At 72.3% G+C, this 25230-nt stretch carries 23 protein-coding genes; 18 read left to right on the top strand and 5 right to left on the bottom strand.

Annotated features, from left to right (window positions below; genetic code table 11):
* The first annotated feature begins 7 nt into the window (after positions 1-7).
* Together ACZ7IF_RS22515 and ACZ7IF_RS22510 are read left to right on the top strand one after the other, a co-directional pair.
* Positions 8-652, top strand: coding sequence for an amino acid ABC transporter permease (locus tag ACZ7IF_RS22515; RefSeq protein ID WP_470973917.1), 645 nt, complete (start codon positions 8-10; stop codon positions 650-652).
* A complete protein-coding gene (locus tag ACZ7IF_RS22510) occupies positions 649-1527 on the top strand; it encodes an amino acid ABC transporter permease (RefSeq protein WP_470973914.1) in 879 nt (292 codons plus the stop codon). Before ACZ7IF_RS22515 ends, ACZ7IF_RS22510 begins: the two co-directional genes overlap by 4 nt.
* Before the next feature lie 24 nt (positions 1528-1551).
* Here ACZ7IF_RS22510 and ACZ7IF_RS22505 read toward each other — a convergent pair whose 3' ends face one another.
* Both ACZ7IF_RS22505 and ACZ7IF_RS22500 read right to left on the bottom strand, forming a co-directional pair.
* On the bottom strand, positions 1552-3138 hold the full coding sequence (locus ACZ7IF_RS22505) for a CocE/NonD family hydrolase (protein WP_470973911.1): 1587 nt from the start codon (positions 3136-3138) through the stop codon (positions 1552-1554).
* A gap of 129 nt (positions 3139-3267) precedes the next feature.
* The gene (locus ACZ7IF_RS22500; RefSeq protein ID WP_470973988.1) at positions 3268-4449 is read right to left on the bottom strand and encodes a L,D-transpeptidase; all 1182 of its coding nucleotides are present in this window, start codon (positions 4447-4449) and stop codon (positions 3268-3270) included.
* 364 nt (positions 4450-4813) lie between these two features.
* On the opposite strand from ACZ7IF_RS22500, the gene murJ reads away from it, so the two are divergent.
* From murJ to ACZ7IF_RS22475, 5 genes are all read left to right on the top strand, one after another.
* Positions 4814-6499, top strand: a complete 1686-nt coding sequence (murJ, locus tag ACZ7IF_RS22495) for a murein biosynthesis integral membrane protein MurJ (protein WP_470973908.1) — start codon at positions 4814-4816, stop codon at positions 6497-6499.
* 40 nt (positions 6500-6539) lie between these two features.
* The gene (locus ACZ7IF_RS22490) at positions 6540-7220 is read left to right on the top strand and encodes a response regulator (RefSeq protein WP_470973905.1); all 681 of its coding nucleotides are present in this window, start codon (positions 6540-6542) and stop codon (positions 7218-7220) included.
* Between the two features lie 3 nt (positions 7221-7223).
* Complete coding sequence (locus tag ACZ7IF_RS22485; RefSeq protein WP_470973902.1) at positions 7224-8669, top strand: ATP-binding protein; 1446 nt, start codon at positions 7224-7226, stop codon at positions 8667-8669.
* Positions 8666-9184: a hypothetical protein gene (locus ACZ7IF_RS22480; protein WP_470973900.1), complete on the top strand. Its 519-nt coding sequence runs from the start codon at positions 8666-8668 to the stop codon at positions 9182-9184. Before ACZ7IF_RS22485 ends, ACZ7IF_RS22480 begins: the two co-directional genes overlap by 4 nt.
* Positions 9185-9268: 84 nt before the next feature.
* Positions 9269-10537: a cytochrome P450 gene (locus ACZ7IF_RS22475; protein ID WP_470973897.1), complete on the top strand. Its 1269-nt coding sequence runs from the start codon at positions 9269-9271 to the stop codon at positions 10535-10537.
* On the opposite strand, the gene ACZ7IF_RS22470 is transcribed toward ACZ7IF_RS22475, so the two are convergent.
* Complete coding sequence (locus ACZ7IF_RS22470) at positions 10497-11219, bottom strand: hypothetical protein (protein ID WP_470973894.1); 723 nt, start codon at positions 11217-11219, stop codon at positions 10497-10499. The two genes, ACZ7IF_RS22475 and ACZ7IF_RS22470, sit on opposite strands and share 41 nt — an antisense overlap.
* Before the next feature lie 112 nt (positions 11220-11331).
* Here ACZ7IF_RS22470 and ggt point away from each other — a divergent pair, with 112 nt between their 5' ends.
* Entirely contained in the window at positions 11332-13131 is a 1800-nt protein-coding gene (gene ggt / locus ACZ7IF_RS22465; protein ID WP_470973891.1) for a gamma-glutamyltransferase, read from the top strand.
* 72 nt (positions 13132-13203) lie between these two features.
* On the opposite strand, the gene ACZ7IF_RS22460 is transcribed toward ggt, so the two are convergent.
* A complete protein-coding gene (locus ACZ7IF_RS22460) occupies positions 13204-14826 on the bottom strand; it encodes a flavin-containing monooxygenase (RefSeq protein WP_470973888.1) in 1623 nt (540 codons plus the stop codon).
* A gap of 564 nt (positions 14827-15390) precedes the next feature.
* Here ACZ7IF_RS22460 and ACZ7IF_RS22455 point away from each other — a divergent pair.
* The 5 genes from ACZ7IF_RS22455 to ACZ7IF_RS22435 all read left to right on the top strand — a co-directional run bounded on the left by ACZ7IF_RS22455 (position 15391) and on the right by ACZ7IF_RS22435 (position 19980).
* The gene (locus ACZ7IF_RS22455; RefSeq protein ID WP_470973885.1) at positions 15391-15984 is read left to right on the top strand and encodes a carbonic anhydrase; all 594 of its coding nucleotides are present in this window, start codon (positions 15391-15393) and stop codon (positions 15982-15984) included.
* A gap of 73 nt (positions 15985-16057) precedes the next feature.
* Positions 16058-17515: a SulP family inorganic anion transporter gene (locus ACZ7IF_RS22450; RefSeq protein ID WP_470973882.1), complete on the top strand. Its 1458-nt coding sequence runs from the start codon at positions 16058-16060 to the stop codon at positions 17513-17515.
* A gap of 331 nt (positions 17516-17846) precedes the next feature.
* A complete protein-coding gene (locus tag ACZ7IF_RS22445) occupies positions 17847-17999 on the top strand; it encodes a hypothetical protein (protein ID WP_470973879.1) in 153 nt (50 codons plus the stop codon).
* Between the two features lie 137 nt (positions 18000-18136).
* Positions 18137-19468 carry a hypothetical protein gene (locus ACZ7IF_RS22440; RefSeq protein ID WP_470973876.1) on the top strand — a complete coding sequence of 444 codons (1332 nt, stop codon included), beginning with the start codon at positions 18137-18139 and terminating at the stop codon, positions 19466-19468.
* Complete coding sequence (locus ACZ7IF_RS22435) at positions 19465-19980, top strand: glycine-rich domain-containing protein (RefSeq protein ID WP_470973873.1); 516 nt, start codon at positions 19465-19467, stop codon at positions 19978-19980. The genes ACZ7IF_RS22440 and ACZ7IF_RS22435 overlap by 4 nt, the downstream gene beginning before the upstream one ends.
* A 142-nt stretch (positions 19981-20122) precedes the next feature.
* Here the strand turns inward: ACZ7IF_RS22435 and map are convergent, their stop codons facing one another.
* On the bottom strand, positions 20123-20890 hold the full coding sequence (gene map / locus ACZ7IF_RS22430) for a type I methionyl aminopeptidase (protein WP_470973870.1): 768 nt from the start codon (positions 20888-20890) through the stop codon (positions 20123-20125).
* Positions 20891-20954: 64 nt separating this feature from the next.
* Here map and ACZ7IF_RS22425 point away from each other — a divergent pair, with 64 nt between their 5' ends.
* The 5 genes from ACZ7IF_RS22425 (at position 20955) to ACZ7IF_RS22405 (ending at position 25227) form a co-directional block, all read left to right on the top strand.
* Positions 20955-21206 (top strand): helix-turn-helix domain-containing protein, encoded by a 252-nt coding sequence (locus ACZ7IF_RS22425; protein ID WP_470973867.1) that lies wholly within the window; start codon positions 20955-20957, stop codon positions 21204-21206.
* Between the two features lie 97 nt (positions 21207-21303).
* Complete coding sequence (locus ACZ7IF_RS22420; protein WP_470973864.1) at positions 21304-21486, top strand: hypothetical protein; 183 nt, start codon at positions 21304-21306, stop codon at positions 21484-21486.
* A gap of 23 nt (positions 21487-21509) precedes the next feature.
* The gene (locus tag ACZ7IF_RS22415) at positions 21510-22925 is read left to right on the top strand and encodes a hypothetical protein (RefSeq protein ID WP_470973863.1); all 1416 of its coding nucleotides are present in this window, start codon (positions 21510-21512) and stop codon (positions 22923-22925) included.
* Positions 22926-23092: 167 nt separating this feature from the next.
* Positions 23093-23935, top strand: coding sequence for a nitrilase-related carbon-nitrogen hydrolase (locus tag ACZ7IF_RS22410; RefSeq protein WP_470973860.1), 843 nt, complete (start codon positions 23093-23095; stop codon positions 23933-23935).
* Positions 23932-25227 carry an aspartate aminotransferase family protein gene (locus ACZ7IF_RS22405; protein WP_470973858.1) on the top strand — a complete coding sequence of 432 codons (1296 nt, stop codon included), beginning with the start codon at positions 23932-23934 and terminating at the stop codon, positions 25225-25227. The genes ACZ7IF_RS22410 and ACZ7IF_RS22405 overlap by 4 nt, the downstream gene beginning before the upstream one ends.
* Positions 25228-25230: the final 3 nt, after the last annotated feature.

Raw genomic sequence — 25230 nt, 5'->3', positions numbered from 1 at the left:
CACCTCCATGGACGTACTCACCGAGAACTTCGCGCTCTACGGCAAGGGCTTCCTCGGCACCGTAGAGCTGACCGTCTACGCCTCGCTCGTCGCCCTGGTCCTCGGCTTCCTGATGGCCTCCTTCCGCGTGGCGCCCATCGGCTCCTTCCGGGTCTTCGGCACGGTCTGGGTGACCGTGCTGCGCAACACCCCGCTCACCCTGCTCTTCTTCGCCGTACTGCTGGGCCTGCCGCGCTTCGGGCTGGTCCTGCCCTTCCAGCTCTTCGCCGTCCTCGCGCTCGGCTGCTACACCTCGGCCTTCATCTGCGAGGCGCTGCGCTCCGGCATCAACACCGTGCCCAAGGGGCAGGGCGAGGCCGCGCGCAGCCTGGGCATGTCCTTCGGGCAGACCCTGGGCACGGTGGTGCTGCCGCAGGCCTTCCGCTCCGTCATCCCGCCCGTCGGCTCGACCCTGATCGCGCTCGCGAAGAACTCCGCGATCGCCGGCGCCTTCAGCGTCACCGAGCTGCTGGGCACGTACAAGACCCTCAACGAGCTGGGCTACAGCATCGTCTGGACCTTCGTCTGGATCGCCGTCGGCTACCTGATCATCACCCTGTCCATCAGCGCGGTCTTCAACGTGCTGGAGAAGCGCTACGGAGTCGCCCGATGACCGCGCACGCGCTGCACGGGGACCTGGAGTCCACCGCCCTCTACGACCTGCCCGGCCCCCGGGCGCAGCGCCGCCACTTCCTCTACGGGATCGCCTCGACGGCGGTGATCCTCGGCCTGCTGGCGTGGATCCTCTACCTGCTCTTCGACACCGACCAGTTCACCGCCGCCAAGTGGAGCCCCTTCGAGTACGAGGGCATCCAGGAACTGCTGCTCAAGGGGCTCGGCAACACCCTGAAGGCCTTCGCGTACGCCTCGGTGCTCTCGCTGGCGCTCGGCGCGGTGCTCGCGACCGGCAGGCTCTCGGCGCACCGTCCGGTGCGCTGGATCGCGACGCTGTGCGTGGAGTTCTTCCGGGCCATGCCGGTACTGGTGATGATCTTCTTCATCTTCGTGGCGCTGAAGGTCCAGCCCCTGCCCGCCCTGGTGGCGGGGCTGACCCTGTACAACGGGTCGGTGCTCGCCGAGGTCTTCCGTACGGGCATCAACGCCGTGGAGAAGGGCCAGCGCGAGGCGGCGTACGCGCTCGGCATGCGCAAGACGCAGGTGATGACCTTCGTGCTCGCACCGCAGGCGGTCCGGGCGATGCTGCCCACGATCATCAGCCAGCTGGTGGTGGCCCTGAAGGACACCTCGCTGGGCTTCCTGATCACCTACGAGGAGTTCCTGCACGCGGGCAAGCTGATCGCCTCCAACCTGGACTACGACCTGCCCTTCATTCCCGTCGTGATGATCATCTCGCCGATCTACATCGGCATGTGCATGCTGCTGTCCTGGTTCGCCACCTGGGTCGCGCGGCGCGAGCGGCGCAGCCTGAAGACCAGGGCCGTCGAGGTCGCACCCGCCGAACCGGGCACGGTGCTGCCGGGGAGATAGACGCCCCCCGGCAGCGGCCGCGGATCACTGCTCGCGCAGCGGCACCGAGACGTACGAGGGATCGGTGCGCGGCGAGGAGAAGGTCAGCTGCGCGCCGGTGGGGTTGTGCTCGATGTAGAGCGGGTCGACCGTGTCGACGACGAGGGCCAGGCGGTGGCCCTCGGGCACGTCGTAGGCGGTGGAGAAGAGGTCCAGGTCGACCCCGAAGGACCGGCCGGGGGTCTTTCCGTGGAAGGTGTACGGGGCGTTGCTGACGAGCTTGCCGATGCCGAGCGGGCCGACGTCGTAGAGGTAGGCGACGAAGGTGCCGTCGCCCTTGGTGGGCGTGACGGTGGTGTGCAGGCGTACGGTCCCCCGGATCCGGCGCTCCTGCGCGTAGCGCGGCGACTGCCAGACGGCGGCGAAGGCGCGGGGGAGCAGCGGGACGGAGGCGGTCGGCGGGGCCTTGGCGAACTGGTCGAGGATGCTGGAGAGGAAGAGGATCCCGCCGTTGGCGCCGGAGTCGACGTTCGCCCAGACGTGCTCGCCGTCGGCGAGCGGGAGCTTCTCGGTGCCGCCGGAGCCGACCGACTTCCAGTCGGCGTAGCCCTCGTACCCGTCGGTGCTGCGGGACTTGATCTGCACCGGGGCCTCGGCGTCGACCCCGTTGCGCTCGCCCTTGAGGTAGCGGTCGAACCAGCGGTGGGCGTTGGTCCAGGTGTCGTTGGGCAGGCCGAGCAGGCCGGTCGCCTCGGCGGTGGCGTGGTCGCCGGGGCGGAACTCCAGGCGCTTGGGGCCGGTGAGCTTCTCGAAGAACGACGCGTACTGGTTGGGCGGGAAGATGGTGTCGCCCCAGGCGTTGCCCAGCATGATCGCGGCGCCGTTGGCGTTGATCCGGTCGACCTGCTCGGAGGCGGAGCGCTTCTTCCCCCACTCGATCATCGCCTGCTCGTTCTCCAGCTTCGAGCCGAGGAAGTCGCCGAGGATCTGCTGGAGTTCGGGTCCGGGGCGGCCGGTGAGGTGGCCGGCGGCGCCGAGCATGCCGGCGGCCTGGAGGTGCTGGGTGCGGCCGGAGTAGATGGACTCGATGAGGTCGGCCCAGCCGCTGAGGGCCACCACGGCCTTGACCCGCGGGTCGTGCGCGGAGGCCAGCAGGCTGATGCCCGCCCCGTACGAGACCCCGCCGAGGCCGATGCGGCCGGGGTCGGCGGGGGCGTTGGCGAGGGCCCAGTCGATGACGGCGGAGACGTCGGCGATGTCGGCCGGTCCGGCGGTCTCGATCTGCCCGCCGGAGAGCCAGAAGCCGCGCGAGGTGTAACTCACCACGACGTAGCCGGAGTCGGCGAGCCGCTTGGCCTGGGCGATGTATTCGATCTGCGGCATTCCCCAGCTGGTGGGGAGCACGATCAGCGGGTACTTCCGGCCGGGTTCGGCGCCGGCGGGGGTGAAGACGTTGCCCTTGAGGGTGATGCCGCCGGAGCCGGGGATGTCGTGGAAGCGCACCTGCGAGGACGCGTCGGTCTGCGAGGTGGCGGCGGCGGGGGCCGCCTGGGCCGGGTGGGGGGCCAGGCCCAGGGCGGTCGCCGCGAGCAGTGCGGCCACGGCCGCTGCGGTGGTGGGGCGGGCTCTCATCGATCGCTCCTCGCGTGCGCCGGTGTCCGAAAGTGAACCGACGGTAACGGGAGGGGCTTACTCAAGGTAACCCGTGAGTAAGTTACGTAGCGGTAACAATCGAGGAGGGGTCGGCGGCCGCCCGTCCGGTCAGCCCTGCTGGGTGCCGCCGCCGGCCAGGGCGCTCTTCGCCTTCCACTGGTCCCACGACAGGTTCCACTCGCCGTATCCGTTGCCCAGGTCGGCGTTGCCCTTGGAGCCGCTGCCGACCACCTCGAAGGGGTCACCCACCTGCACCCGCTCGTAGAAGGACTTGGCCTCGGCGTCGCTCATGCCCACGCAGCCCGAGCTGGAGTTGACGCGGCCGAAGTTGGCGGAGTTCCAGGGCGCGGCGTGCGCGTACATGCCCGACCAGGTCAGCCGCATCGAGTAGTCGACCATCTTGTCGTAGGAGTCGCCCAGGCCCACCGTCTGGGAGTCCATCCGGATGGTGCCCTCCTTCGCCATCAGCACCATCTTCCCGGACCAGGAGGCCTTCTGGCCGCCGGGCGTGCCCGCCGAGACCGGGATCGTCTTCACCGCCTGGCCGTCCTCGGTCACCGTCATCTTCTTGGTGTCGAGGCTGACCTCCATCCGGCGGTCCTTGCCCGCCTTGAACTCGGTGTTGTAATCGCGGGCGAAGAGACCGCCACCGGGCCCGGAGTCCACGCCGTTCAGGTTCATGTCGACCTTCACGTCGATGCCGGACTTCCAGTACTCCTTCGGCCGCCAGTCCACCCGGTCCTTCCCGGAATAGTCCTTGAACCAGCCCCAGGAACCCTCGGTGTTGTTCGAGGTGGTGACCTTCAGCTGCTTCTCGACCTCGGCCTTGTTCTTCACCGGATTGTCGAAGACCAGCGAGACGGGCATCGCGACGCCCACCGTGCTGCCCTTCGGGATGTTGATGGAGACCTTGTTCACCTTGTCCGCGGGCGAGGTCTTGAACTGGGTGCTCGCGCTCTGACTGGCGGTGTTCTGCGCCTCGACCTTGTAGTCGGTGCCGGGGGAGGCGTTGCGCTCCGAGGTCCAGGTCCGGCCGTCGGCGGATATCTGCCCCGCCAGCTCGCCGCCCTTGCCGTCCACCACCTTGACCAGGGAGAACTTGCCGTCGGCGAGGGTCACCCTGACGGGTTCTCCGGCCTTGACCTGGTCGCCCGTGAGGTTCACCGAGATCGCCATGGCCGGGCTCTTCTCCGGACCCGCCCCCTTGCCGTCGCCGCCCGCCTTCCCGTCGGAGCCGCCACCCCCGCAGGCGCTGAGCGCGAGGGTGAGGAGCGCGGTGCCCGCCAGCATCGCGTGACGGGTGCGGCGGCGCGGAAGTGCGGTGCGGCGTGTGCGGCTCAACGAAAACCCCTCCGAAAATAACGGTCGTCCTCAGGTAAGGAGCGAACGCGGCAACATTAGGTTGCGCATTCGGCGGAAAAACTCCCCGGGACCGTTGTGACATGGGCCGCAGCGGAACTGTTGCCATCCGGTCACATTCGGGAGCGTGTTACGGGAACCGGCCGTCCGGAATTGGCCAACGAGCGGGTCCGGGGCGGGAAAAGGACCTTCCGCGCCGGTGCGGGGGCCAAAGGACCCTACCGGGGCGTGAATTCACCCGGCCCCGGCGGCCGGGTTACCCTCCACCTTCGGCTCGGCGAAGGGAAAGACCCCGATGTACGGATCCACCAGCAGCGCGGCACCAGGCGCGGCCCCCACGGGCCCGCCGCCGGCGGAACCGGCACCCGCGACGGCGGTGGCGCAGGCACCGGCGAAGACCTCGGTGCTGCGCAGCGGAGCGCTGATGGCCGCCGGCTCCGTCGTCTCCCGTGCCACCGGCTTCGTCCGCTCCGCCGTGGTGCTCGCCGCGCTGGGCGCCGGATTCCTCGGAGACGGCTACACCGTCGCCAACACGGTCCCGAACATCATCTACATGCTGCTCATCGGCGGCGCGCTCAACGCCGTCTTCGTCCCCGAGCTGGTCCGCGCCGCCAAGGAGCACCGCGACGGCGGGGCCGCGTACACCGACCGGCTGCTGACCGCCTGCACCGTGGCGCTCCTCGCGCTCACCGCCGCCGCCGTCATCGCCACGCCGCTGATCGTCGACGCGTACACCCCCGCCTCCTACACGGACGCCCAGCGGAGCACCGTCATCGCCCTGGCCCGCTTCTGCCTTCCGCAGATCCTCTTCTACGGGCTGTTCACCCTGCTCGGCCAAGTGCTGAACGCACGCGGCCGGTTCGGCGCGATGATGTGGACCCCGGTCCTCAACAACATCGTGATCATCGGGGTCTTCGGCCTCTTCCTCCACACCTCCGGCGGCGGCCGCGACGCCCTCGGCGCCGCCGACACCCGGCTGCTGGGCATCGGCACCACCGCCGGAATCGTCATCCAGGCCCTCGCCCTCGTCCCCTCGCTGCGCGCCGCCCGCTTCCGCTGGCGCCCCCGCTTCGACTGGCGCGGCAGCGGCCTCACCCGCCCCCTGCGCAACGCGGGCTGGCTGGTCGTGCTCGTCCTCAGCAACCAGATCGCCTACTGGGTGGTGACCAAGCTCTCCACCACCGTCGGCGACCAGGCCCCCGGCTTCGGCTACGCCGCCTACACCAGCGCCTACCAGCTGTGGATCGTCCCCCAGGGCATCATCACCGTCTCCCTGGTCACCGCCCTCATGCCCCGGATGAGCTCGGCCGCCGCCGAAGGCGACCGCACCGCCGTCCGTGAGGACGTCTCGTACGCACTGCGCTCCAGCGCCGCCCTCGTGGTGCCCGCCGCCGCGCTCTTCGCCGCGCTGGCCCCCTGGGTGATGGACTGCGTCTCCGGATACGGCAAGGTCACCCCCGCCGAGGTCGGGGCCATGGCCGGCATGCTCACCGCCTTCGCCCCCGGCCTGGTCGCCTACTCCGCCCAGTACGTGCTCGCGCGCGGCTTCTACGCCCTCTCCGACACCCGCACCCCCTTCTTCCTCAACCTGGTGATCGTCACCCTCAACGCCGGGCTGTCGTACGCCGCCTACCTGCTGCTGCCGGTGCGCTGGGCCGTCACCGGCATGGCCGCCGCCACGTCCCTCGCCTTCATGGGCGGCGCCGCCGTCACCGCGTACGCCCTCTCCCGGCGGCTCGGCCCGCGCGGCGGGGCCCGTACCACCGCCCTCGCCACCCACCTGCGGCTGCTCGCCGCCTGCCTGCCCGCCGCCGCCGCCGCGTACGCGGCCGCCCGCGCCGCCGGAGGTCTCGGCTCCTTCGCCGCGGCCGGAGCGGGAACCGCCGCGCTCGCCCTGGTCGTCGTACTCCTCGCCCGGCCGCTGCGCCTGGCGGAGATCACCGACCTGCTGGACTCCCTGCGCCGGAAGGTCAGCCGATAGCGGGAGGAAAGCACATGAACCACCCTGGAATACTGACCGGATGCCACGCGTACTGCTGATCGAGGACGACCCTTCCATCCGGGAAGGGGTCGGCCTCGGCCTGCGCCGCCGCGGCCACGAGGTGAGCGCCGCCGCGACCGGCGAGGAGGGACTGGCCCTCATCGGCGGCTTCCGCCCCGAGCTGGTGCTGCTGGACCTGATGCTGCCCGGCATCAACGGCGTACAGGTCTGCCGCCGGATCCGGGAGACCAGCCAGGTGCCGATCATCATGCTCACCGCGCGCGGCGACGACTTCGACATCGTCGTCGGCCTGGAGGCCGGAGCCGACGACTACATCGTCAAACCCGCCCGCACCGAGATCATCGAGGCCCGCGTCAAGGCCGTGCTGCGCCGCCTCAAGGGCCCGGGCGGCCGGCCCGGGGTGGAACGCCACGGCGAGCTCGCCATCGACCGCGCCGGGCTGACGGTCGCCAAGAACGGCGAGCGCATCGCCCTCGCGCCCAGCGAGATCAAGCTCCTGCTCCACCTGTCGGCCTCACCCGAACAGGTCTTCTCCCGGCAGCAGCTGCTGGAGTACGTGTGGGAGCACAGCTACCACGCCGACGCCCGGCTCGTGGACGCCTGCGTGCGCAGGCTGCGCAACAAGGTCGAGGACCCCGACGGCCACCCCCGCTACATACAGACCGTGCGGGGCTTCGGCTACCGCTTCGGCCCGCTCTAGGCCGTGCGCCGCCTCCCGCCGCTCGGCCTGCGCACCCGGCTGATCGCCGCGTTCCTGCTGGTCGCCACGATCTGCGCCGTCAGCACGGCCGCCCTCACCTACCGGCAGGCCCGCAGGGCCGTGCTGACCCAGAGCCAGGACACGGCGGTCAGCACCCTGCGCGACCAGCTGGAGGGCCAGGGCATGAGCCTGCCCATGGACCGCCAGCAGCTCCAGCGCCTCGTCAACGACCTGGGCAAACGCGGCAAACCCCACTCCTGGGTGGTGTACGGGGAGTACGGCACCCTGCGCGCCTCCTCCAACGGCACCCCCACCACCTCCGCCGTCCTCACCCAGAAGCTGCGCGACCAGGTCGCGGCGAACCCGCACGGGGCCTTCCAGCGGGTGGAGGACAGCCGCGGCGAGCCCTACCTGACCATCGGCATGCCGGCCGTCTTCACCCGCAACGGAAACCGCGAGCCGACCGGGGTCACCGTCTACGCCGTCATGCCGCTCACCAGCGAACAGCAGACCGTCGACGCCATGGTCGAAGCCGCCAAACAGGGCGCCGTACCGGGCCTGGCCATCGCCCTCGTACCCGCCCTGCTCGCCGCGCGCAGCGTCCTGCGCCCCGTACGCGACATGCGCCGCGCCGCACAGAACCTGGGCCGGGGCCGCCTCGACACCCGCATCACGGTCAGGGGCGCCGACGAACTCGCCGGCCTCGCCCGCACCTTCAACGAGACCGCGGGCGCCCTGGAGGAGTCCGTCACCGAACTGCGGGAGGCGGAGGCCCGGGCCCGCCGCTTCGCCGCCGACGTCTCCCACGAACTGCGCACCCCGCTCGCCGGGATGCTCGCCGTCACCGAAGTGCTCGACGAGGACGCCGCCTGCCTCGACCCCGACACCGCCAAGGCCCTGCGGCTGATCAGCGCCGAGACCGGCAAGCTCGCCGTCCTCGTCGAAGACCTGATGGAGATCTCCCGCTTCGACGCCCGCGCCGCCGAACTCAACCTCGACGACGTGGACGTCGCCGAGGCCGTCGGCAAGACCCTGGAACGCCGCCGCTGGGACGACGACCGGGTCACCACCGACCTCCCGGAAGGGGTCCGCGCCCGGCTGGACCCGCGCCGCTTCGACGTGGTCCTGGCCAACCTCGTCGGCAACGCGCTGCGGCACGGCGAGGCCCCCGTACGGGTCGCCGTACGCACCCAGGAGCACCCCGGCGGTCCGCGCCTGCTGCTGGAGGTCGCCGACAGCGGACCGGGTATCGCCGAGGAGGTGCTCCCGCACATCTTCGACCGGTTCTTCAAGGCCGACGCCGCCCGCGCCCGCTCCGCCGGCAGCGGCCTCGGGCTCGCCATCACCCTGGAGAACGTCCGGCTGCACGGCGGCACCCTGACCGCCGCCAACGGCCCCGGCGGGGGAGCCGTGTTCACCCTCGACATGCCCCTGGAGGCCGCCGTATGAGCCGGACGCGGACCCTCGCCGCCGCCCTGCTCGGCCCGGCGCTCCTGCTCACCGCCTGCGGGATCAAACCGACCGGGGTCGTGGAGAGCGGCGCGGCGGCCAAGGTGGCCGTCGCCGCGCCCGCCCGCACCTCGATGGCCTACTTCGTCACCCCCGAGGGACGGCTGGTCCCCTCGCCGCAGCCCGAGCACACCATCGACGGCCCCCGGGGCAGCCTGATGGGACTCCTCGGCGGCCCCGGAGCCCGGGAACTGGAGGCCGGGCTCGGCACCCGGCTGCCCCCGGTCGAGGGAAGGGGACTGGAGGAGATCGGCGTCGGCTTCACGGCGCGCGACCGGGTGGAGGCGCGGCTCCCCTTCCCCGTCGCCGACCTGGACCCGATCGCCCGCCGCCAGCTCGTGTGCAGCGCCCTGTCCACCCTCGCCCCGGCCTTCGACGTGGTGCTGCGCGGCACCGACACCGCGCTGGAGGCGGCCCGCTGCGAGGCCGGGGGCCGAGCGGGCGGGGCGGGCTGACGGGGGGACGGCGCTGCGGGCCCCGGGGTGCCGGGGCCCGACGGCCCCTTGCGGCGGCCCCGCCGTCCCGCCACCGTGTGGACCATGGAACGCGCCGCCCGGCCCCCCGGCATCCCCGACGTCTTCGACCCCCGCGTCTACGCCGGGGGCGTCCCGCACGAGCGCTACCGGCTGCTGCGCGAGCGGCACCCGGTGGCCTGGCAGGAGGAGCCCGAACTCCAGGGATGGCCCGCCGGGCCCGGCTTCTGGGCCGTCACCCGGCACGCCGACGTCGTCCGCGTCCTGCGCGACCACACCGCGTACTCCTCCTGGATCGGCGCCACCCAGATCCGCGACCCCGACCCCGCCGACCTGCCGTTCCTGCGCAGCACCATGCTCAACCAGGACCCCCCGGAGCACGGCCGGCTGCGCCGCCTGGTCTCCCGCGCCTTCACCCCCGCCCGGGTCGACGCCTTCGCGGACCGGGCCCGCGAGCGCGCACGCACCCTCCTCGCCGCCGCCCGGGACGGCGCCGAGGACGGCGGCGCCGACGTGGTGCGCGCCGTCACGGACGAGTACGCCCTGCTCAACCTGACCGACCTGCTGGGCGTGCCGGCCGCCGACCGGGGCCTGCTGCTGGAGTGGACCGTGAGGGTCATCGGCTACCAGGACCCCGAGGACGCCCCCGCGCCGCTCCTCGGCCCCGACGGCAAGCCGCTGAACCCGCGCTCCCCGGCCCTGCTCGGCGAGATGTTCGGGTACGCCCGGGAACTGGCCGCGTACAAGCGCGCCCACCCGGGGGACGACGTCATGACCGCCCTCGCCCAGGCCGGACTGGAGCCCGCCGAGCTGGAGATGTTCTTCTTCCTGCTGACCGTCGCCGGCAACGACACCGTACGCAGCGCCGCGCCCGGCGGCCTCCTCGCCCTGGCCGGGAACCCCGACGCCTACCGGCGCCTCGCCGACGGCAGGGCCCCCCTGGACCGGGCCGTCGAGGAACTGCTGCGCGTCCACCCGCCGGTGCTCAGCTTCCGCCGCACGGCCGCCCGCGACACCGACCTCGCCGGCACCCCGATCCGGGCCGGCGACAAAGTGGTGGTCTTCCACGCCTCCGCCAACCACGACGAGCGCGTCTTCACCGACCCCGACCGGCTCGACCTCGGCCGCTCCCCGAACCCGCACGTCTCCTTCGGCGACGGCCCGCACGTCTGCCTCGGCGCCCACTTCGCCCGGCTCCAGCTGCGCGTGCTCTACGAGGAGTGGCGTACGGCGATGCCCGCGCCCGAACTCACCGGAGAGCCGCGCCGGCTGGTCTCCAACTTCATCAACGGCGTCACCCGGCTGCCGCTGCGGGTGTCCGGGCCGCCCGCGTGACGTCCGCGACCAGCTCGGTCACGTCCGGCCCGTAGGCGTCGGAGTTGACCACTTTCAGCACGAGGCAGAAGGACTTCCCGCGGTGTGCGCGCGCCAGCTCCTCGTGGTTCCGGGCCAGGTAACGGGCTGCCGCCTGGTTGCTGTTGGCGGTCTGCCCCGACAGCAGGAAGACCGGCCGCGCCCCCTGCCCGGTGGTCAGCCGGGCCAGCAGTACGTACTCGGCCAGGCCCGGCTCCCAGCGGTACGTCTCCCCGCCGACGCCGATCGAACCCCGGTCCGGGCCGGATTCGGTGGACAGGTCGACCCGCACCCCGGGGAGCAGCGAGTGCAGGTGGGCCACCGTACGGGAGTTGGACGCGGGGCCGCCGACGCAGAACTCGGCGCGTTCGCCGAAGCCCTGCCGCGCCTCGTGGGTGACGACCTGCACCGTCGCCCCGCAGTCCTTTATCAGGGCGGATATCTCCAGCAGCGCGAAGGCGTCGTTGCGGTGCAGCGAGTTCTCCGTGCCGCCCATCTGGCGGTTCACCACGAACAGGCAGTCCGAGCCGGCCGGCAGCCCGAAGAAGGCCTGCTTGCGGCGCAGCGCCCGGCGCCACAGGTACGTTCGAGTGAACCAGCCGAAGCCACCGCTGACGGCGGTGGCCGCCACCCCGAGCACGATGTTGCGGACGTCGTCGTTCATGCGGCGGATGGTAGCCGCCGCGCCGCCGTCATGACGCGGGGGGCGGGACGGGGCTAGGCTGCCGAGCCTGGACACGGCCCAGGCCTGACAGGCAGTCGACTGGAGGAACCGGATGCGCGCTTCCGCCGCACGTCAGTTAGCGTTCGCAGCCCTCGCCGGGGCGCTCGTCTCCACCGGGGCCGCCGCCCCGCCGCAGCAGGCACCCGCCCCGCCCAAGGTGCCCGTCGCCGCCGGCTACGGCGGGGCCGTCGCCAGCGTCGACGCCGACGCCTCCGCCGCCGGCATCGCCGTACTGCGGACCGGCGGCAACGCCGTGGACGCCGCCGTCGCCGTCGCCGCCGCGCTCGGGGTCACCGAGCCGTACTCCGCCGGGATCGGCGGGGGCGGCTACTTCGTCTACTACGACGCCTCCTCCCGCCGGGTGCACACCATCGACGGCCGCGAGACCGCGCCCGCCACGGCCACCTCCGCCCTCTTCCAGGAGAACGGCGTCCCCATCCCGTTCGCCGAGGGCCAGACCAGCGGACGCTCGGTCGGCGTCCCCGGCACCCCCGCCACCTGGAAGAGCGCCCTCGACGCCTGGGGCAGCCGCCCCCTCGCCCAGCTCCTGCGCCCCGCCGAGAAACTGGCCCGCGACGGTTTCAAGGTGGACGGCACCTTCCGCGCCCAGACCGAGGCCAACCAGGACCGCTTCAAGGACTTCCCCGCCACCCGCGAGCTGTTCCTGCCCGGCGGCCAACTGCCCGTCGTCGGGTCCACCTTCAAGAACCCGGACCTCGCCGCCACCTACGCCGAACTCGCCCGCAAGGGCACCGGCGCGCTCTACCGGGGCCCGATCGCCGAGGACATCGTCAACACCGTCCGCAAGCCCCCCGTCGACCCGGCCGCCACCCGCAACGTCCGCCCCGGCGACCTGACCACCGCCGACCTGCGCGCGTACGCGACCAAGCGGCAGGCCCCGACGCAGATCTCCTACCGGGGCCTGGACGTCTACAGCATGGCGCCGTCCTCCTCCGGCGGCACCACCGTCGGCGAGGCGCTGAACATCCTGGAGCGCACCGACCTTTCGAAGCTGTCCCAGGCCCAGTACCTGCACCGGTACATCGAGGCCTCCCGGATCGCCTTCGCCGACCGGGGACGCTGGGTCGGCGACCCGGCCGCCGAGTCCGTGCCCACGCGCGAGCTGCTCTCGCAGCGGTACGCGGACACGCGCGCCTGCCTCATCAGGCCCGACCGGACGCTGACCAGCCCGCTGGCCCCCGGCGACCCCCGCAACCCGGTCCCCTGCGCCACCACGGGCGAGACCGCCCCCACCACCTACGAGGGGGAGAACACCACCCACCTGACGGTCGCCGACCGCTGGGGCAACGTGGTCTCCTACACCCTGACCATCGAGTCCACCGGCGGCAGCGCCATCACCGTCCCCGGGCGGGGCTTCCTGCTCAACAACGAGCTGACCGACTTCTCCTTCGCCCCGGCCGCTCCCGGCGTACCGGACCCGAACCTGCCCGGGCCGGGCAAGCGCCCGCGTTCGTCCATGTCCCCGACCATCGTCCTGGAGCACGGCCGTCCGGTCCTCGCGGTCGGCTCCCCCGGCGGCGCCACCATCATCACCACCGTCCTGCAGACCCTGACCGGCCACCTGGACCGGGGCCTGCCCCTGGTGGACGCCATCGCGGCCCCGCGCGCCAGCCAGCGCAACCAGACGACCACCGAGCTGGAGCCGGGCCTGTGGAACAGCCCGCTGCGCACCGAGCTGGAGGGCCTGGGCCAGGCCTTCCGGCAGAACCCGGAGATCGGCGCCGCCACCGGCGTCCAGCGGCTGCCGGACGGCCGCTGGCTGGCGGCGGCCGAGACCAGCCGCCGGGGCGGCGGCTCGGCGATGGTCGTACGGCCGCACGGCGAGCCGTAGCGGTCGCCGGGGCCGTTCGCGTCTTCCGGATCACGCCGCCCCCCGCGGCGTGATCCGTGCGTCCGGGGCCGCCTACGAGGACGCGGTGGTGGAGAGCACGAAGCCGCCGTATCCGCTCCGGGCCGCGGCGTCGCACTCCGCCCGGTACCGGTCCAGCCCGCCCGCGTAGGCCAGGAACACCCGGGGCTTGCCCGGTACGTTGGCTCCCGTGTACCAGGAGGCCGCGGCGGGGTAGAGCGTCCGGGCGGCGACCTCCGCCACGTGGGCGCCCCAGTCCGCCTCGGCTTCCGGAGCTGCGTCGATCTCCGTGAGGCCGTTCCGCCTCAGATGGGCGATGCAGTCGGTGATCCACTCCACCTGCTGTTCCAAGGACACCGCGATGTTGGTGAGAACGGACGGGCTGAGGGGGCCGAGGACGGTGAACAGGTTGGGGAAGCCGGCCGACATGAGCCCCAAATGGTGCTGCGGGCCGTCCGCCCACTTCTCCCGGAGCGTCACGCCGGCCTTGCCGACGATGTCGATGGCCAGTTGGGAGCCGGTCAAGGCGTCGAAGCCGGTGGCGAAGACGATCGCGTCGAAGGCGTGTTCCCCGTCCGAGGTCAGGACGCCCCGGGGCGTGAGCCTTTCGATCGGCGTCGTGCGCAGGTCCACCAGCCTCACGTGCGGCCGGTTGTAGGTGGCGTAGTAACCGGTGTCCAGGCAGGGCCGCTTGGTCGCGAACGGGAACGTCCGTGGTGAGAGCAGTTCGGCCGTCGCCGGGTCGGTGACGATCGACCGGATCTTGGACCGGACGAACTCGGCCACGGTCTCGTTGGCCTTCGCGTCGGTAAGGATGTCGGTGTACGTGCGGAGCAGTCCGCTGAGCAGCCCCGAGCCCCAGGCGGCTTCATAGGCGGCCGTGCGCTCCGCCTCGTCCACCTCCAGGGCCGACCGGGTCGGCGGTTCGAAGACGGTCCCGCCCCGGGAGAGCCGCTGGGCCTTCCGGAACTCCGGGTACCGGGCCTTGAGTTCGGCGATCTCCGTGCTCCGCAGCGGCCGGTTGTGGGCCGGGAGCGCATAGGCGGGGGTGCGCTGGAAGACGGTGAGTGCGGCCGCCTCCTCGGCGATGACGGGGATGGCCTGGACGCCGGAGCAGCCGGTGCCGATGACGGCGACCCGACGGCCGGCGAAGGAGACCTCCTCACGGGGCCAGCGGGCGGTGTGGTGGATGGCCCCCCTGAAGCCGTCCGCCCCGGGGATTCCCGGGTCCTTGGGGCGGGACATGCAGCCCGAGGCCAGGACGACGAACCGGGCGGTGACGGTCCGGCCGGTGTCCGTGGCGACCTGCCAGGTGTGCCGGTCCTCGTCGTACGCGGCGCGGGTGACGCGGGTGCGCAGGCTGACGTGCTTGCGCAGGTCGAAGCGGTCGGCGACGTGGTGGATGTAGCGCAGGATCTCCGGCTGGGACGCGTAGCGCTCGCTCCACTCCCACTCCTGGTCCAGCTCGGGGGAGAAGGAGTACGAGTACGACATGCTCTCGACGTCGCAGCGCGCACCGGGGTACCGGTTCCAGTACCAGGTCCCGCCGATGTCGTCACCCGCTTCGAAGGCCACTGCCTCCAGGCCGAGTTCGCGCAGCCTGTACAGCTGGAAGAGGCCGGAGAGCCCGGCCCCGACCACGACGACGTCGATCGGGCGGGCGGAGGTGTCGTCCATTGGGTTCCCTCCCCGAGGGCGGTCGTGGTGGCGTGGGGCGGCGGAGACGTGTGACACAGGAGCGACATCCTGGTGCACTCCAGGCGACACGGGAAGGGGCGTTATTCGCTCGTACGGCTTTTCCCCATTCCCTTGGCCGGATATCGCCGGACCGAGTGTGACCGAGCCCACTGGGCGGCGCGGGTTCCCGCGGTATGGGGCGCTTGAGGGGCGCATTTCAACTTTTGCCGCGCGGGGCGCCCGCCCCTCGCGACACCGTGGAGAATGCGCCATTTTCCCGCATGCGGGCGGCACTTGGCCATTATGCGACCGTGACTTGAACCCCTTCCCTGAGGTAATCTCCAGGCAAAGAGGGGTTCGCGTGGTCGTCAAGCGCACCCGTTGGCGTTTTCCTGCTGCGCTATAGGCGCGAGCGTCGACCCGTTTCGAACCACCTCACCGCGTCGACGATGACGCACAAGCACCGGCGTGCGCCCTTGGCATGCGCCGGCACACCCATCGACTGATGACCTGAACACACCGCGCCCGCCACCCTCATGGCCCGGGCGCAGGAGAAAGGCCACCATGAAGTCCCTGGTTGACCACGCACGATCCTTTCCCGCCCGTGTAGCGGAACGCGCTGAGGAGTTCACCGTTCTCGGGGCTGGGCAGAGCCCCGAAGCGCTGTTCATCACGTGCTCCGACTCTCGCGTCGTGCCGTCCCTGTTCACCGGCGCCCGCCCCGGTGAACTGTTCGAGCTCCGCACGGCGGGCAACATCGTGCCCGACTACCGCAGCCACCACCCGGCCGCCGAGACGGCCACCATCGAGTACGCGGTGAGGGTGCTCGGGGTCCGCGACGTCATCGTGTGCGGGCACTCCCACTGTGGCGCGGTCAACGCCCTGATGAGCGGGGGTGACCTGTCCGGCCTGCCCGCCGTACGAGGCTGGCTGGAGCACGCGGCCGTCCAGCCCGAGACCACCTCACCCCTCTCACCGGACCTCGCCGAGGCCGTCCAGGGCCACGCGGTGCTCCAACTGGAGCGGCTGCACACCCACCCGTGCGTCGCGGAGCGGGTGGCGGACGGCACCTTGGGGGTCCACGCCTGGTACTACGAGGTGCACACGGGATCCGTGCAGGAGTACAGGCCGCGTGACAACTCCTTCCGGCCGCTGTGATCCGCATCCGCCCGCCCCACGGGCCGCCCGGTACACCGCCCCTTCCGCTTCGGCCCCGCAAGGAAGTCCGCTGATGTCCTTCACCCTCAAAAAGCCCCCCCACCTGCGGCGTGACGCCTTAGCTTCTCTCGTCGTGTTCCTGGTCGCCCTGCCCCTGTGCGTGGGAGTCGCAGTCGCCTCGGGAGTGCCCGCCGAACTCGGTCTGATCACCGGCATCGTCGGGGGCCTGGTCGTCGGCTTCCTGCCCGGCAGCTCCCTCCAGGTCAGCGGCCCGGCCGCCGGCCTGACCGTCCTGGTCTTCGAGGCCGTCCAGGAGTTCGGTCTCGGCGCCCTGGGTCCCATCGTCCTGGCCGCCGGTCTGATCCAACTCCTCCTGGGCGCATTCCGGTTCGGTCGCTTCTTCCGTGCCATCACGGTCGCGGTCGTGCAGGGGATGCTCGCGGGAATCGGGCTGGTGCTGATCTTCGGGCAGCTCTACACCATGGCCGACGTCAAGCAGCCCCGCTCCGGAATCGAAAAGATCGCCGGTCTGCCGGGTCTGGCCGTCGAGATCGCCGGCTCCGGCCGGGCCCTGACCACGTTCGCCGTCGGGGCGGGCACCATCGCCGTGCTCGTCCTGTGGAAGAAGCTCCCGGCCGGAGTCCAGGCGGTCCCCGCCCCGCTGGCCGCGGTCGCCCTGGCCACGGCCGTCACCGCGGCAGCCGGCTGGTCGGTCCCCCGTGTCGACGTACAAGGACTGCTCTCGGCGGTCCAGCTCCCGGGGATGTCCGATTTCGCCGCACTGGGCAGCCTCGCCGCCATCGGCACGGTCATCGCCTTCGCCCTGATCGCGTCGGCCGAGAGCCTCTTCAGCGCCGCCGCCGTCGACCGGATGCACGACGGCCCGCGCACCGACTTCGACAAGGAACTGATGGCGCAGGGCGTGGGCAATGCCGTCTGCGGCGTACTCGGCGCCCTCCCCCTGACGGCCGTCATCGTGCGCAGCGCCGCCAACGTCCAGGCCGGCGCCCGGACGAAGCTCTCCCGCATCCTGCACGGCCTGTGGCTCGTGCTGTTCGCCGCCCTTCTTCCCGCCGCGATCGGCGTCATTCCCCTGGCCGCGCTCGCCGGTGTCCTCGTCCACGCGGGCTGCAAACTCATCCCCGTCAAGGACTTGCCGCCCCTGTGGCGCTCGCACCGGGGCGAGGCCGTCGTCCTGGTCGCCACCGCGATCGCCATCATCACCACGAGCATGTTCGAAGGGGTCCTCCTCGGCATCGCCCTCGCCGTGGCCAAGAGCGCCTGGGAGACCTCCCACGTGCACCTCGGCGTCCACGAGACGACCGACGGCCGGTTCCTCGTCACCCTCACGGGGTCCGCCACCTTCCTACGCCTGCCCCACATGCTCGAAACCCTCGAAGCACTCCCCGCCGGCCACCCCGTGGAACTCGACCTCTCGGAGCTGCGGCACCTCGACCACGCCTGCCGCATCACCTTGGAGAATTGGGCACAACAGCGCGGGGCCACCATCGGGGCACTCGCGAGAACCTGACCGACCGGAATTCCGAGGCCGGCGCCGATCCACGGCCCGGCCTTCGGCATGCGCGGGCGATGCGCCGGGATCCGTTCTGCTCAATCTTCGCTCGATTCCTGCTCGGTCACCAATGTGCGGGCGGTGAAAAGGCTCAAATTCGATCACCGGAATCCCGGAAGCCGTGTGCTCGGACAAAGCCGCGGGGGCACCACCCGTTTCGGCCCCTCTCTGTCGGTTACGCGCCAACCATTGGTCTTCTGTTGACCATTCCTTGCCCCGTTCTTTAACTTCAGGGGGCGGCGGGAAGCGATATGCGCCGCACTCTTTCCCTATTACCGGAGGTATTGCCATGGAGCAGCTCATCCGCACGATGACCCAGGACGACGTCTGGCGCCGCTGGGTCGAGGCCAACTCCGTCCAGGGTGCGAAGGACGGATGCATCAGCGCCTCGCCGAAGGAGGGCTGCATCAGCCTGGCCGGCAAGACCGGCTGTATCTCCTGAAGCACCTGATCGAGCCTGTCCGCCCGAGGTGACGGGCCGTCGGGCCGGAGCTGGGCGGGGGGAACGCCCCCCGCCCGCCCGGCCCGGGGGCCCACACCCCGGAAGACCCCCCTCACGTCCCCCGACCGAAAGTGGCCATGGACGGCACAACCACCCCGACCGGCATCCCGCATTCGGAGGGCCTCCCGGTCCCCGACGTCATCGACTGCGTCCGGGACATCCCGGTCTACCGTTCCGCTCTCGACCAGGGCGCCTTCCCCATCCTGGAGAAGCCCGAGATCGCCCGGGGCTTCCCGGACAACTGGATGACCCCGCGCCTGGCCGCCGCCCTCGAGGCCGGCGAAGCCGAGTACGTCTGGTCGACCGGCACCCATCACGCCCGGATGCAGCTCATCCGGCCGCCGTACTTCCTGCTGCGCTCCTACTACCGGCTGTGGAAGGAGCACCCCGACCTGGCGAAGACGTGGGAGAGCGGCTGCCGGCGGATCTCGCTGACCACGGTCCTCGCCACCGAGCACGTGGCCCGCGTCAACGCCCGCCGCAACGGCACCGAACCGGCCGCCTCGCCGGCGCTGGAAGACCGCATGCTCGACGAGCGCACCCTGTACCTCAACACGCGCCTCGACCCCGCGCACTGGGACCGGGCCGATGTCGAACGGATGCTGGCCGAGATGCGCGAGGTCTGCTCCGCGCACCCCGACGGGGCCTACCACCTGGACTGCTCCGGGTACCACCTCGCCCACCTGGTGCACCGCGCCTCGGCGTTCGGCCTGTGGACGCCGGAGGCGTTCCCCCGGCCGGCCAGTATCGTCACCGCGTACGAATACACCCCGGCCAACGTTCGGCGGTACCTGACGCAGCGGTTCGGCATACCGGTGATCGACCTCTTCGGCAGCACCGAGCTGGGCTACCTCTACTACAGCGACCGGCACGGCCGCTACCACCCCTACCTGGACCGCATGGGCATCGAGCTCGTCCCGGTGGCCCCCGGCAGCGGGATCCACAGCCTGATCGTCACCAGCATCCGCAACCCGTACATGCCGCTGGTGCGCTACCGCTCCGGCGACTGCGTCCGCACCTCGGACGGCAGTACCGACCCGGCGAAGGTGGTCGCCTTCTGCGGGCGCGAGAAGGAACTGCTGGAAACCCCGCACGGCCCCGTCGCCCAAGCCGACCTCGACGAGCATGTGGCCGCGACCGCCCCGGAGGTCTTCCTCTACAGCCTCGAAGCGGGCGGTGGCGGCCCCGGCTCCCCGGCGCTCCTGCGCTACACCACCTTCGACGGGCAACCGCTGTCCGCCGAACGGGCCACCGCGCTCGCCGCCGGGCTCACCGCCCTCACCGGACGCCCGTGCGGCACCGGGCACGCCACCCATCTGCCGATCGGCGCGTCGGGCAAGTACGCCTGGCTGGCGACCGCCACCGGCATGGACCTGCCGGCCGCAGACCCCCGAGGAGAAACCGCATGAGCCCCCGTGTGACGCCCGAAGCGCTGCGCGCCCTGCTCGGCGAGCCGCTCCACGAGGAGGCGGTGCGGTACGCCGAACGCCGCACTGGCGTCGAGCGGCCGTACGCCGAACGCCAGGTGCTGGAATGCCTGCGCCACCTCTACCTCGTATCCGCCCACCCTGACCGGCTCGGCGGGCTGTTCCTGCCCGTCGAGCAGGACATAGACGAGATCTGGCACTACCTCATCCTCCAGACCCGCGAGTACCGCACGCTGTGCGAGGAACGGCTCCCGGGAGGCTTCTTCGTCCACCACCGCAGCATCGGGTACGAGGAGTACCAGGCCGAGCCCGGGCGCGAGCAGGCCGTCGAGGAGGCACTGCGCTGGATCCCGCTGTACTGCGCGGAGTTCGGCCCCATGGACGAGGGGATCCTGCCGCACTGGACGATCGTCCGCTTCCTGCACGAGGGGCTGCACATGTCCCTCGCCGAGATCTCGGCACTCGAAGCGGTCCCGGAGCCGGCCGTGCGCTGAGACCGCTGTTCCGGCGATCCGGGGGAGAAGCGGATCGCCGGATACGCGTGCCCCGGCCGGCCGGGCGGGCCGGATCGACACCCGACGGGCACGGCCCTCCGGCCCTCCCTCCCGCGGCCGCTCCCACCTGCGTGGACATGCCCTAGAGGGCGGTGAGGATCCTCGGGCCGCCGGCGGTGATCGCCACCGTGTGCTCGGCATGGGCGGCGCGGGAGCCGTCGGTGGTGCGCAGGGTCCAGCCGTCGGGGTCGCAGACGTAGTCGTCCGTACCGCCCGCGATCAGCATCGGCTCGATCGCGATGACCATGCCGGGGCGCAGCTTCATGCCGCGCCCCGGCGGTCCCTCGTTGGGGACGCCCGGGTCCTCGTGCATGCCGCGGCCCACGCCGTGGCCGCCGAAGCCCTCGGGGATGCCGTACCCGGCCGAGCGGCAGACGGTGCCGATGGCGTGGGCGATGTCGCCGATCCGGTTCCCGGGCACGGCGGCCGCGATGCCGGCCGCCAGGGCCCGCTCGGCGGTCTCGACGAGCCGCAGGTCCTCGGGGCGGGGGCGGCCGACGGTGAAGCTGACGGCCGCGTCCCCGACCCAGCCGCGCAGCCTGGCCCCGCAGTCGATGCTCACGAGGTCCCCGTCGCGCAGCCGGTAGCCGTCGGGGATCCCGTGGACGATCGCGTCGTTGACCGAGGCGCAGACCACGGCCGGGAAGGGCACCGGCGCGAAGTGCGGCCGGTAGCCGAGGAAGGGGGAGGCGGCCCCGGCCTCGCGCAGGACCGCGCGGGCCACCGCGTCCAGCTCCAGCAGGGACACCCCGACCCGGGCGGCCCCGCGCACGGCTGCCAGGGCGTGCGCCACCACCCGGCCGGCGGCACGCATCTCGTCGATCGACCTGTCGGTCTTCAGTTGCACCATGCCAATAACTATACCGGTATTAGTTTACCGGGATAGTTATTGGCGTGCGGGGTAGGATGGGGTCATGGTCCGCACCCCCCTGACACCCGAAGAGCGCGAGCGCGGCGAGCGCCTGGGCGCGCTGCTGCGCGAGGCGCGCGCCGGCCGCAGCATGGTCGAGGTCGCCGCCGGCGCCGGCCTCTCCGCCGAGACCCTCCGCAAGATCGAGACCGGCCGGGCGCCCACCCCCGCCTTCTTCACGGTCGCCGCCCTGGCCGAGGCCCTCGGGCTCTCCCTGGACGAGGTCGTACGGCGCTGCGCCCTCGTGCCCGCCTGATCCGGCAGCGGCCCCTCCACGGGCGTGTCCGGCGGCCGGACGGCCCAATGGGCGGTGGAGGTTCCCGGATCCGGGAAACGGTGAAGGCGTGTCAGTGATGAACGCAGCGAAACGCCTCGGCCTCGCACTCCTCGGCGCCCTCCTCGCGGCCGGCCTGCTGGCCGCCGCCTGCTCCACCCCCGGAGGGCGGACCGGCGCCCTCGCCCCGGCACCGGCCGGCGGGAGCGCGGTGGACGCGGGTTCGCCGTCAAGGTTTGAGATTTCCGTAGCCCGCCCGTAACGCGGGTGGGATGCAATGCGTGCATGGAGACGCCGACTGCGCTGGTGATCGGGCAACTCACGGACTACCTGCGGGGGTTGACGCAGAGACTGGATCCCGGAGCCGGCTGGTACGGGGAGTTCCTGCGGCGGGACCCGGAGGGCATGCGCGCCTGCCTCGACGGGGTCGCGGTGCCGCCGTGGGACGTACTGGAATCGCTGCTCGGCGACCTGCCGGGCGAACCGGGCGGCACGGCCGGCGAGGCGGCCTACGCGGCAGCGCTGCGGGCGGCCGCGGTCGCCGCGTGGGACGCCCTGCCGGGCGGCGCGGGGGAGCTGCGCACCCTGCTCGACACGGCCGCCGGGCAGCGGGCCGTCCTGGACCGGGCACTGCGGAGCCTGACCGCCAGGCTCGCCTCCGCCGGGGACCCGGCGGAGGCGGCCGCCCTGAACCGGGAGCTGGCCTGGACCCGGGACGACGCGGCCCGCGCCGCCGCGCGGTACGCGGACCTGGAATCCCGGCTGGCCGCCCTCGGGCCGGGGCCGGGGCTGTGGCCGGAGCCGCCGCCGGGGCAGCAGCCGCGCCCGGAGCCCGAGCCGCTGCCCGCCGTGCCGGCGCAGCGGGAGGGCGGCCGGTGGCTGCGCGGGGCCCGGCGGGCCGGGGGCGCCCGGTACGCGGGCGCGCCGCCGGCCGCCGCCGCGGCACCGATGCCACCCGGGGAGCCCGCCCCGCCCGCCGGCACCGTCCCGGACCTCCCCGTTCCGCCGCCGCGCGGCGCCCGCTACCTCCGCCCGGCCGCCCCGTCGGCCGGGGAGGCGCCGGAGGAGGCACCGGCGGCACCGGCGGCACCGGAGGCCGCCCGGGCCGAGCACCCCGCCCCCGACGAGCCCTCCGTGTGGGACGCCCCCGCCGGTGCCCCGGCGCCCGCCCCGGCGAGCGGCCCGCGCGGCGGGTTCACCGCCGAGCTGCTCGCGCTGCGCGCCCAGGGCCGTAGCGGCGAGGCCCACGTCCTGCTCTGCGAGGCCGCAGCCTGGCCCGCCGCCGAACTGCCCGCCCTCGCCGCCGAGCTCGCCCGCGCGGGCCTCGCCGCCGACTGGGCCACCCTGCTCTGGGAGGCGGCCTCGCTCCCGCCCGACCGGCTCGCCGCGGCCGCCGCAGCCCTCGGCGAAGCGGGCCGGGAGGCCGACTGCGACGGGCTGCTGCGCCAGGGCGTGGCCCGTCCCGCCGCCGAGGTCGCCGAAGCCGCCCTCGCCCTCGGCGAGGCCGGCCGGGACCGCGAGGCCCAGGCCCTGCTCGGCGCCTTCGTCCGGCTGCGCACCGCCGAGGAGGCGGCCGGCCTGGCCCGCCGGGACCCGCAGTGGTTCGCCCCCCGGCTCCTGCGCGCCGCCCGGGCCCTGTCCGCCACCCGGCACCGCGACCTGGCGCACGCCCTGCGGGTCGCGGGAATCCCGGTGGCCTGAACCGCCCGTCCGCTGACCGCAAACGCCCACGTATCGACGTAACGTGATCGACTACTCCAATCGCGCAAGGCGGTCTTGCCCCGCGCTGTGGCGAGGCCTACCTTCGACTCCCTACGCACACCGTCTACGTGCGTAGAAGCCGGCGTTCCCGTCGCGAGGAGCAGCTCATGGCCCAAGTCGTCCGCGCCGCACTCGTCCAGGCCACCTGGACCGGAGACACCGAGTCGATGATCGCCAAGCACGAGGCGCACGCCCGCCGGGCGGCCGCCCAGGGCGCGCAGATCATCGGCTTCCAGGAGGTGTTCAACGCCCCCTACTTCTGCCAGGTCCAGGAACCCGAGCACTACCGCTGGGCCGAGCCCGTCCCCGACGGCCCCACCGTGCGCCGGATGCAGGAGCTGGCCCGCGAGACCGGCATGGTGATCGTCGTCCCGGTCTTCGAGCTGGAGAGCGAGGGCTTCTACTACAACACCGCGGCCGTCATCGACGCCGACGGCAGCTACCTCGGCAAGTACCGCAAACACCACATCCCACAGGTCAAGGGCTTCTGGGAGAAGTTCTACTTCCGCCCCGGCAACCTCGGCTGGCCCGTCTTCGACACCGCCGTCGGCAAGGTCGGCGTCTACATCTGCTACGACCGCCACTTCCCCGAGGGCTGGCGCCAACTCGGCCTGGGCGGTGCCCAGCTGGTCTACAACCCCTCCGCCACCTCCCGAGGCCTCTCGGCGTACCTGTGGCAGCTGGAGCAGCCCGCCTCCGCCGTCGCCAACGAGTACTTCGTCGCCGCCATCAACCGCGTCGGCCAGGAGGAGTACGGGGACAACGACTTCTACGGAACCAGCTACTTCGTCGACCCGCGCGGCCAGTTCGTCGGCGAGGTCGCCAGCGACAAGGAGGAGGAACTCCTCGTCCGCGACCTGGACTTCGACCTGATCAAGGAGGTCCGCGACCAGTGGGCCTTCTACCGCGACCGCCGCCCCGACGCCTACGGAGGACTCGTCCAGCCGTGACCAACCCCATCCCGCTGCACAGCCGCCACCGCACCGTCCTGCCCGACTGGCTCGCGCTCTACTACGACCGCCCCATCGAGCTCACCCACGGCGAGGGCCGCCACGTCTGGGACGCCGACGGCAACCGCTACCTCGACTTCTTCGGCGGCATCCTCACCACGATGACCGCCCACGCCCTGCCCGAGGTCACCAAGGCCGTCGCCGAACAGGCCGGGCGGATCATCCACTCCTCCACCCTGTACCTCAACCGGCCCATGATCGAGCTGGCCGAGCGGGTCGCCGCCCTGTCCGGCATCCCCGACGCCCGGGTCTTCTTCACCACCTCCGGCACCGAGGCCAACGACACCGCCCTGCTGCTCGCCACCACGTACCGCCGCTCCAACCAGATCCTGGCGATGCGCAACAGCTACCACGGCAGGTCCTTCTCCACCGTCTCGATCACCGGCAACCGGGGCTGGTCCCCGACCAGCCTCTCCCCGCTCCAGACGTACTACGTCCACGGCGCGGTCCGCACCCGGGGCCCCTTCGCCGGCCTCGACGACACCGCCTTCACCGCCGCGGCCGTCGCCGACCTGGAAGACGTACTGGGCCAGGCGCGCGGGGGAGTGGCCGCACTCATCGCCGAACCGGTCCAGGGCGTCGGCGGCTTCACCTCCCCGCCCGACGGCCTCTACGCAGCCTTCCGCGAGGTGCTGAACCGCCACGGCATCCTGTGGATCAGCGACGAGGTGCAGACCGGCTGGGGCCGCACCGGCGACAACTTCTGGGGCTGGCAGGCCCACGCCCGGAGCGGCCCGCCGGACATCCTCACCTTCGCCAAGGGCATCGGCAACGGCATGTCCATCGGCGGTGTCGTGGCCCGCGCCGAGGTGATGAACTGCCTCGACTCCAACTCCATCTCCACCTTCGGCGGCTCCCCGGTCACCATGGCGGCCGGCCTCGCCAACCTCGCCTACCTGCTGGACCACGACCTCCAGGGCAACGCCCGCCGCGTCGGCGGCCTGCTCCTGGAGCGGCTGCGCGCCGTCACCGCCTCCGTGCCCGCCGTACGGGAGGTCCGCGGCCGGGGCCTGATGGCCGGCATCGAACTGACGAAGCCGGGCACCGACCAGGCCGACCCGCAGACGGCCGCCGCCGTCCTGGAGGCAGCCCGGGAACGCGGGCTGCTCCTCGGCAAGGGCGGCGGGCACAACACCAGCGTGCTGCGCATCGCGCCGCCGCTCTCCCTCACCGTCGCCGAGGCGGAAGAGGGCGCCGAGATCCTCGAACAGGCGCTGAGCAGCATCCAGTAGGGG

The organism is Streptomyces sp. NPDC037421 (assembly GCF_055602105.1).
Note: the sequence above shows the minus strand (reverse complement) of the source record. Positions and strands in the feature narration are given on the sequence as shown.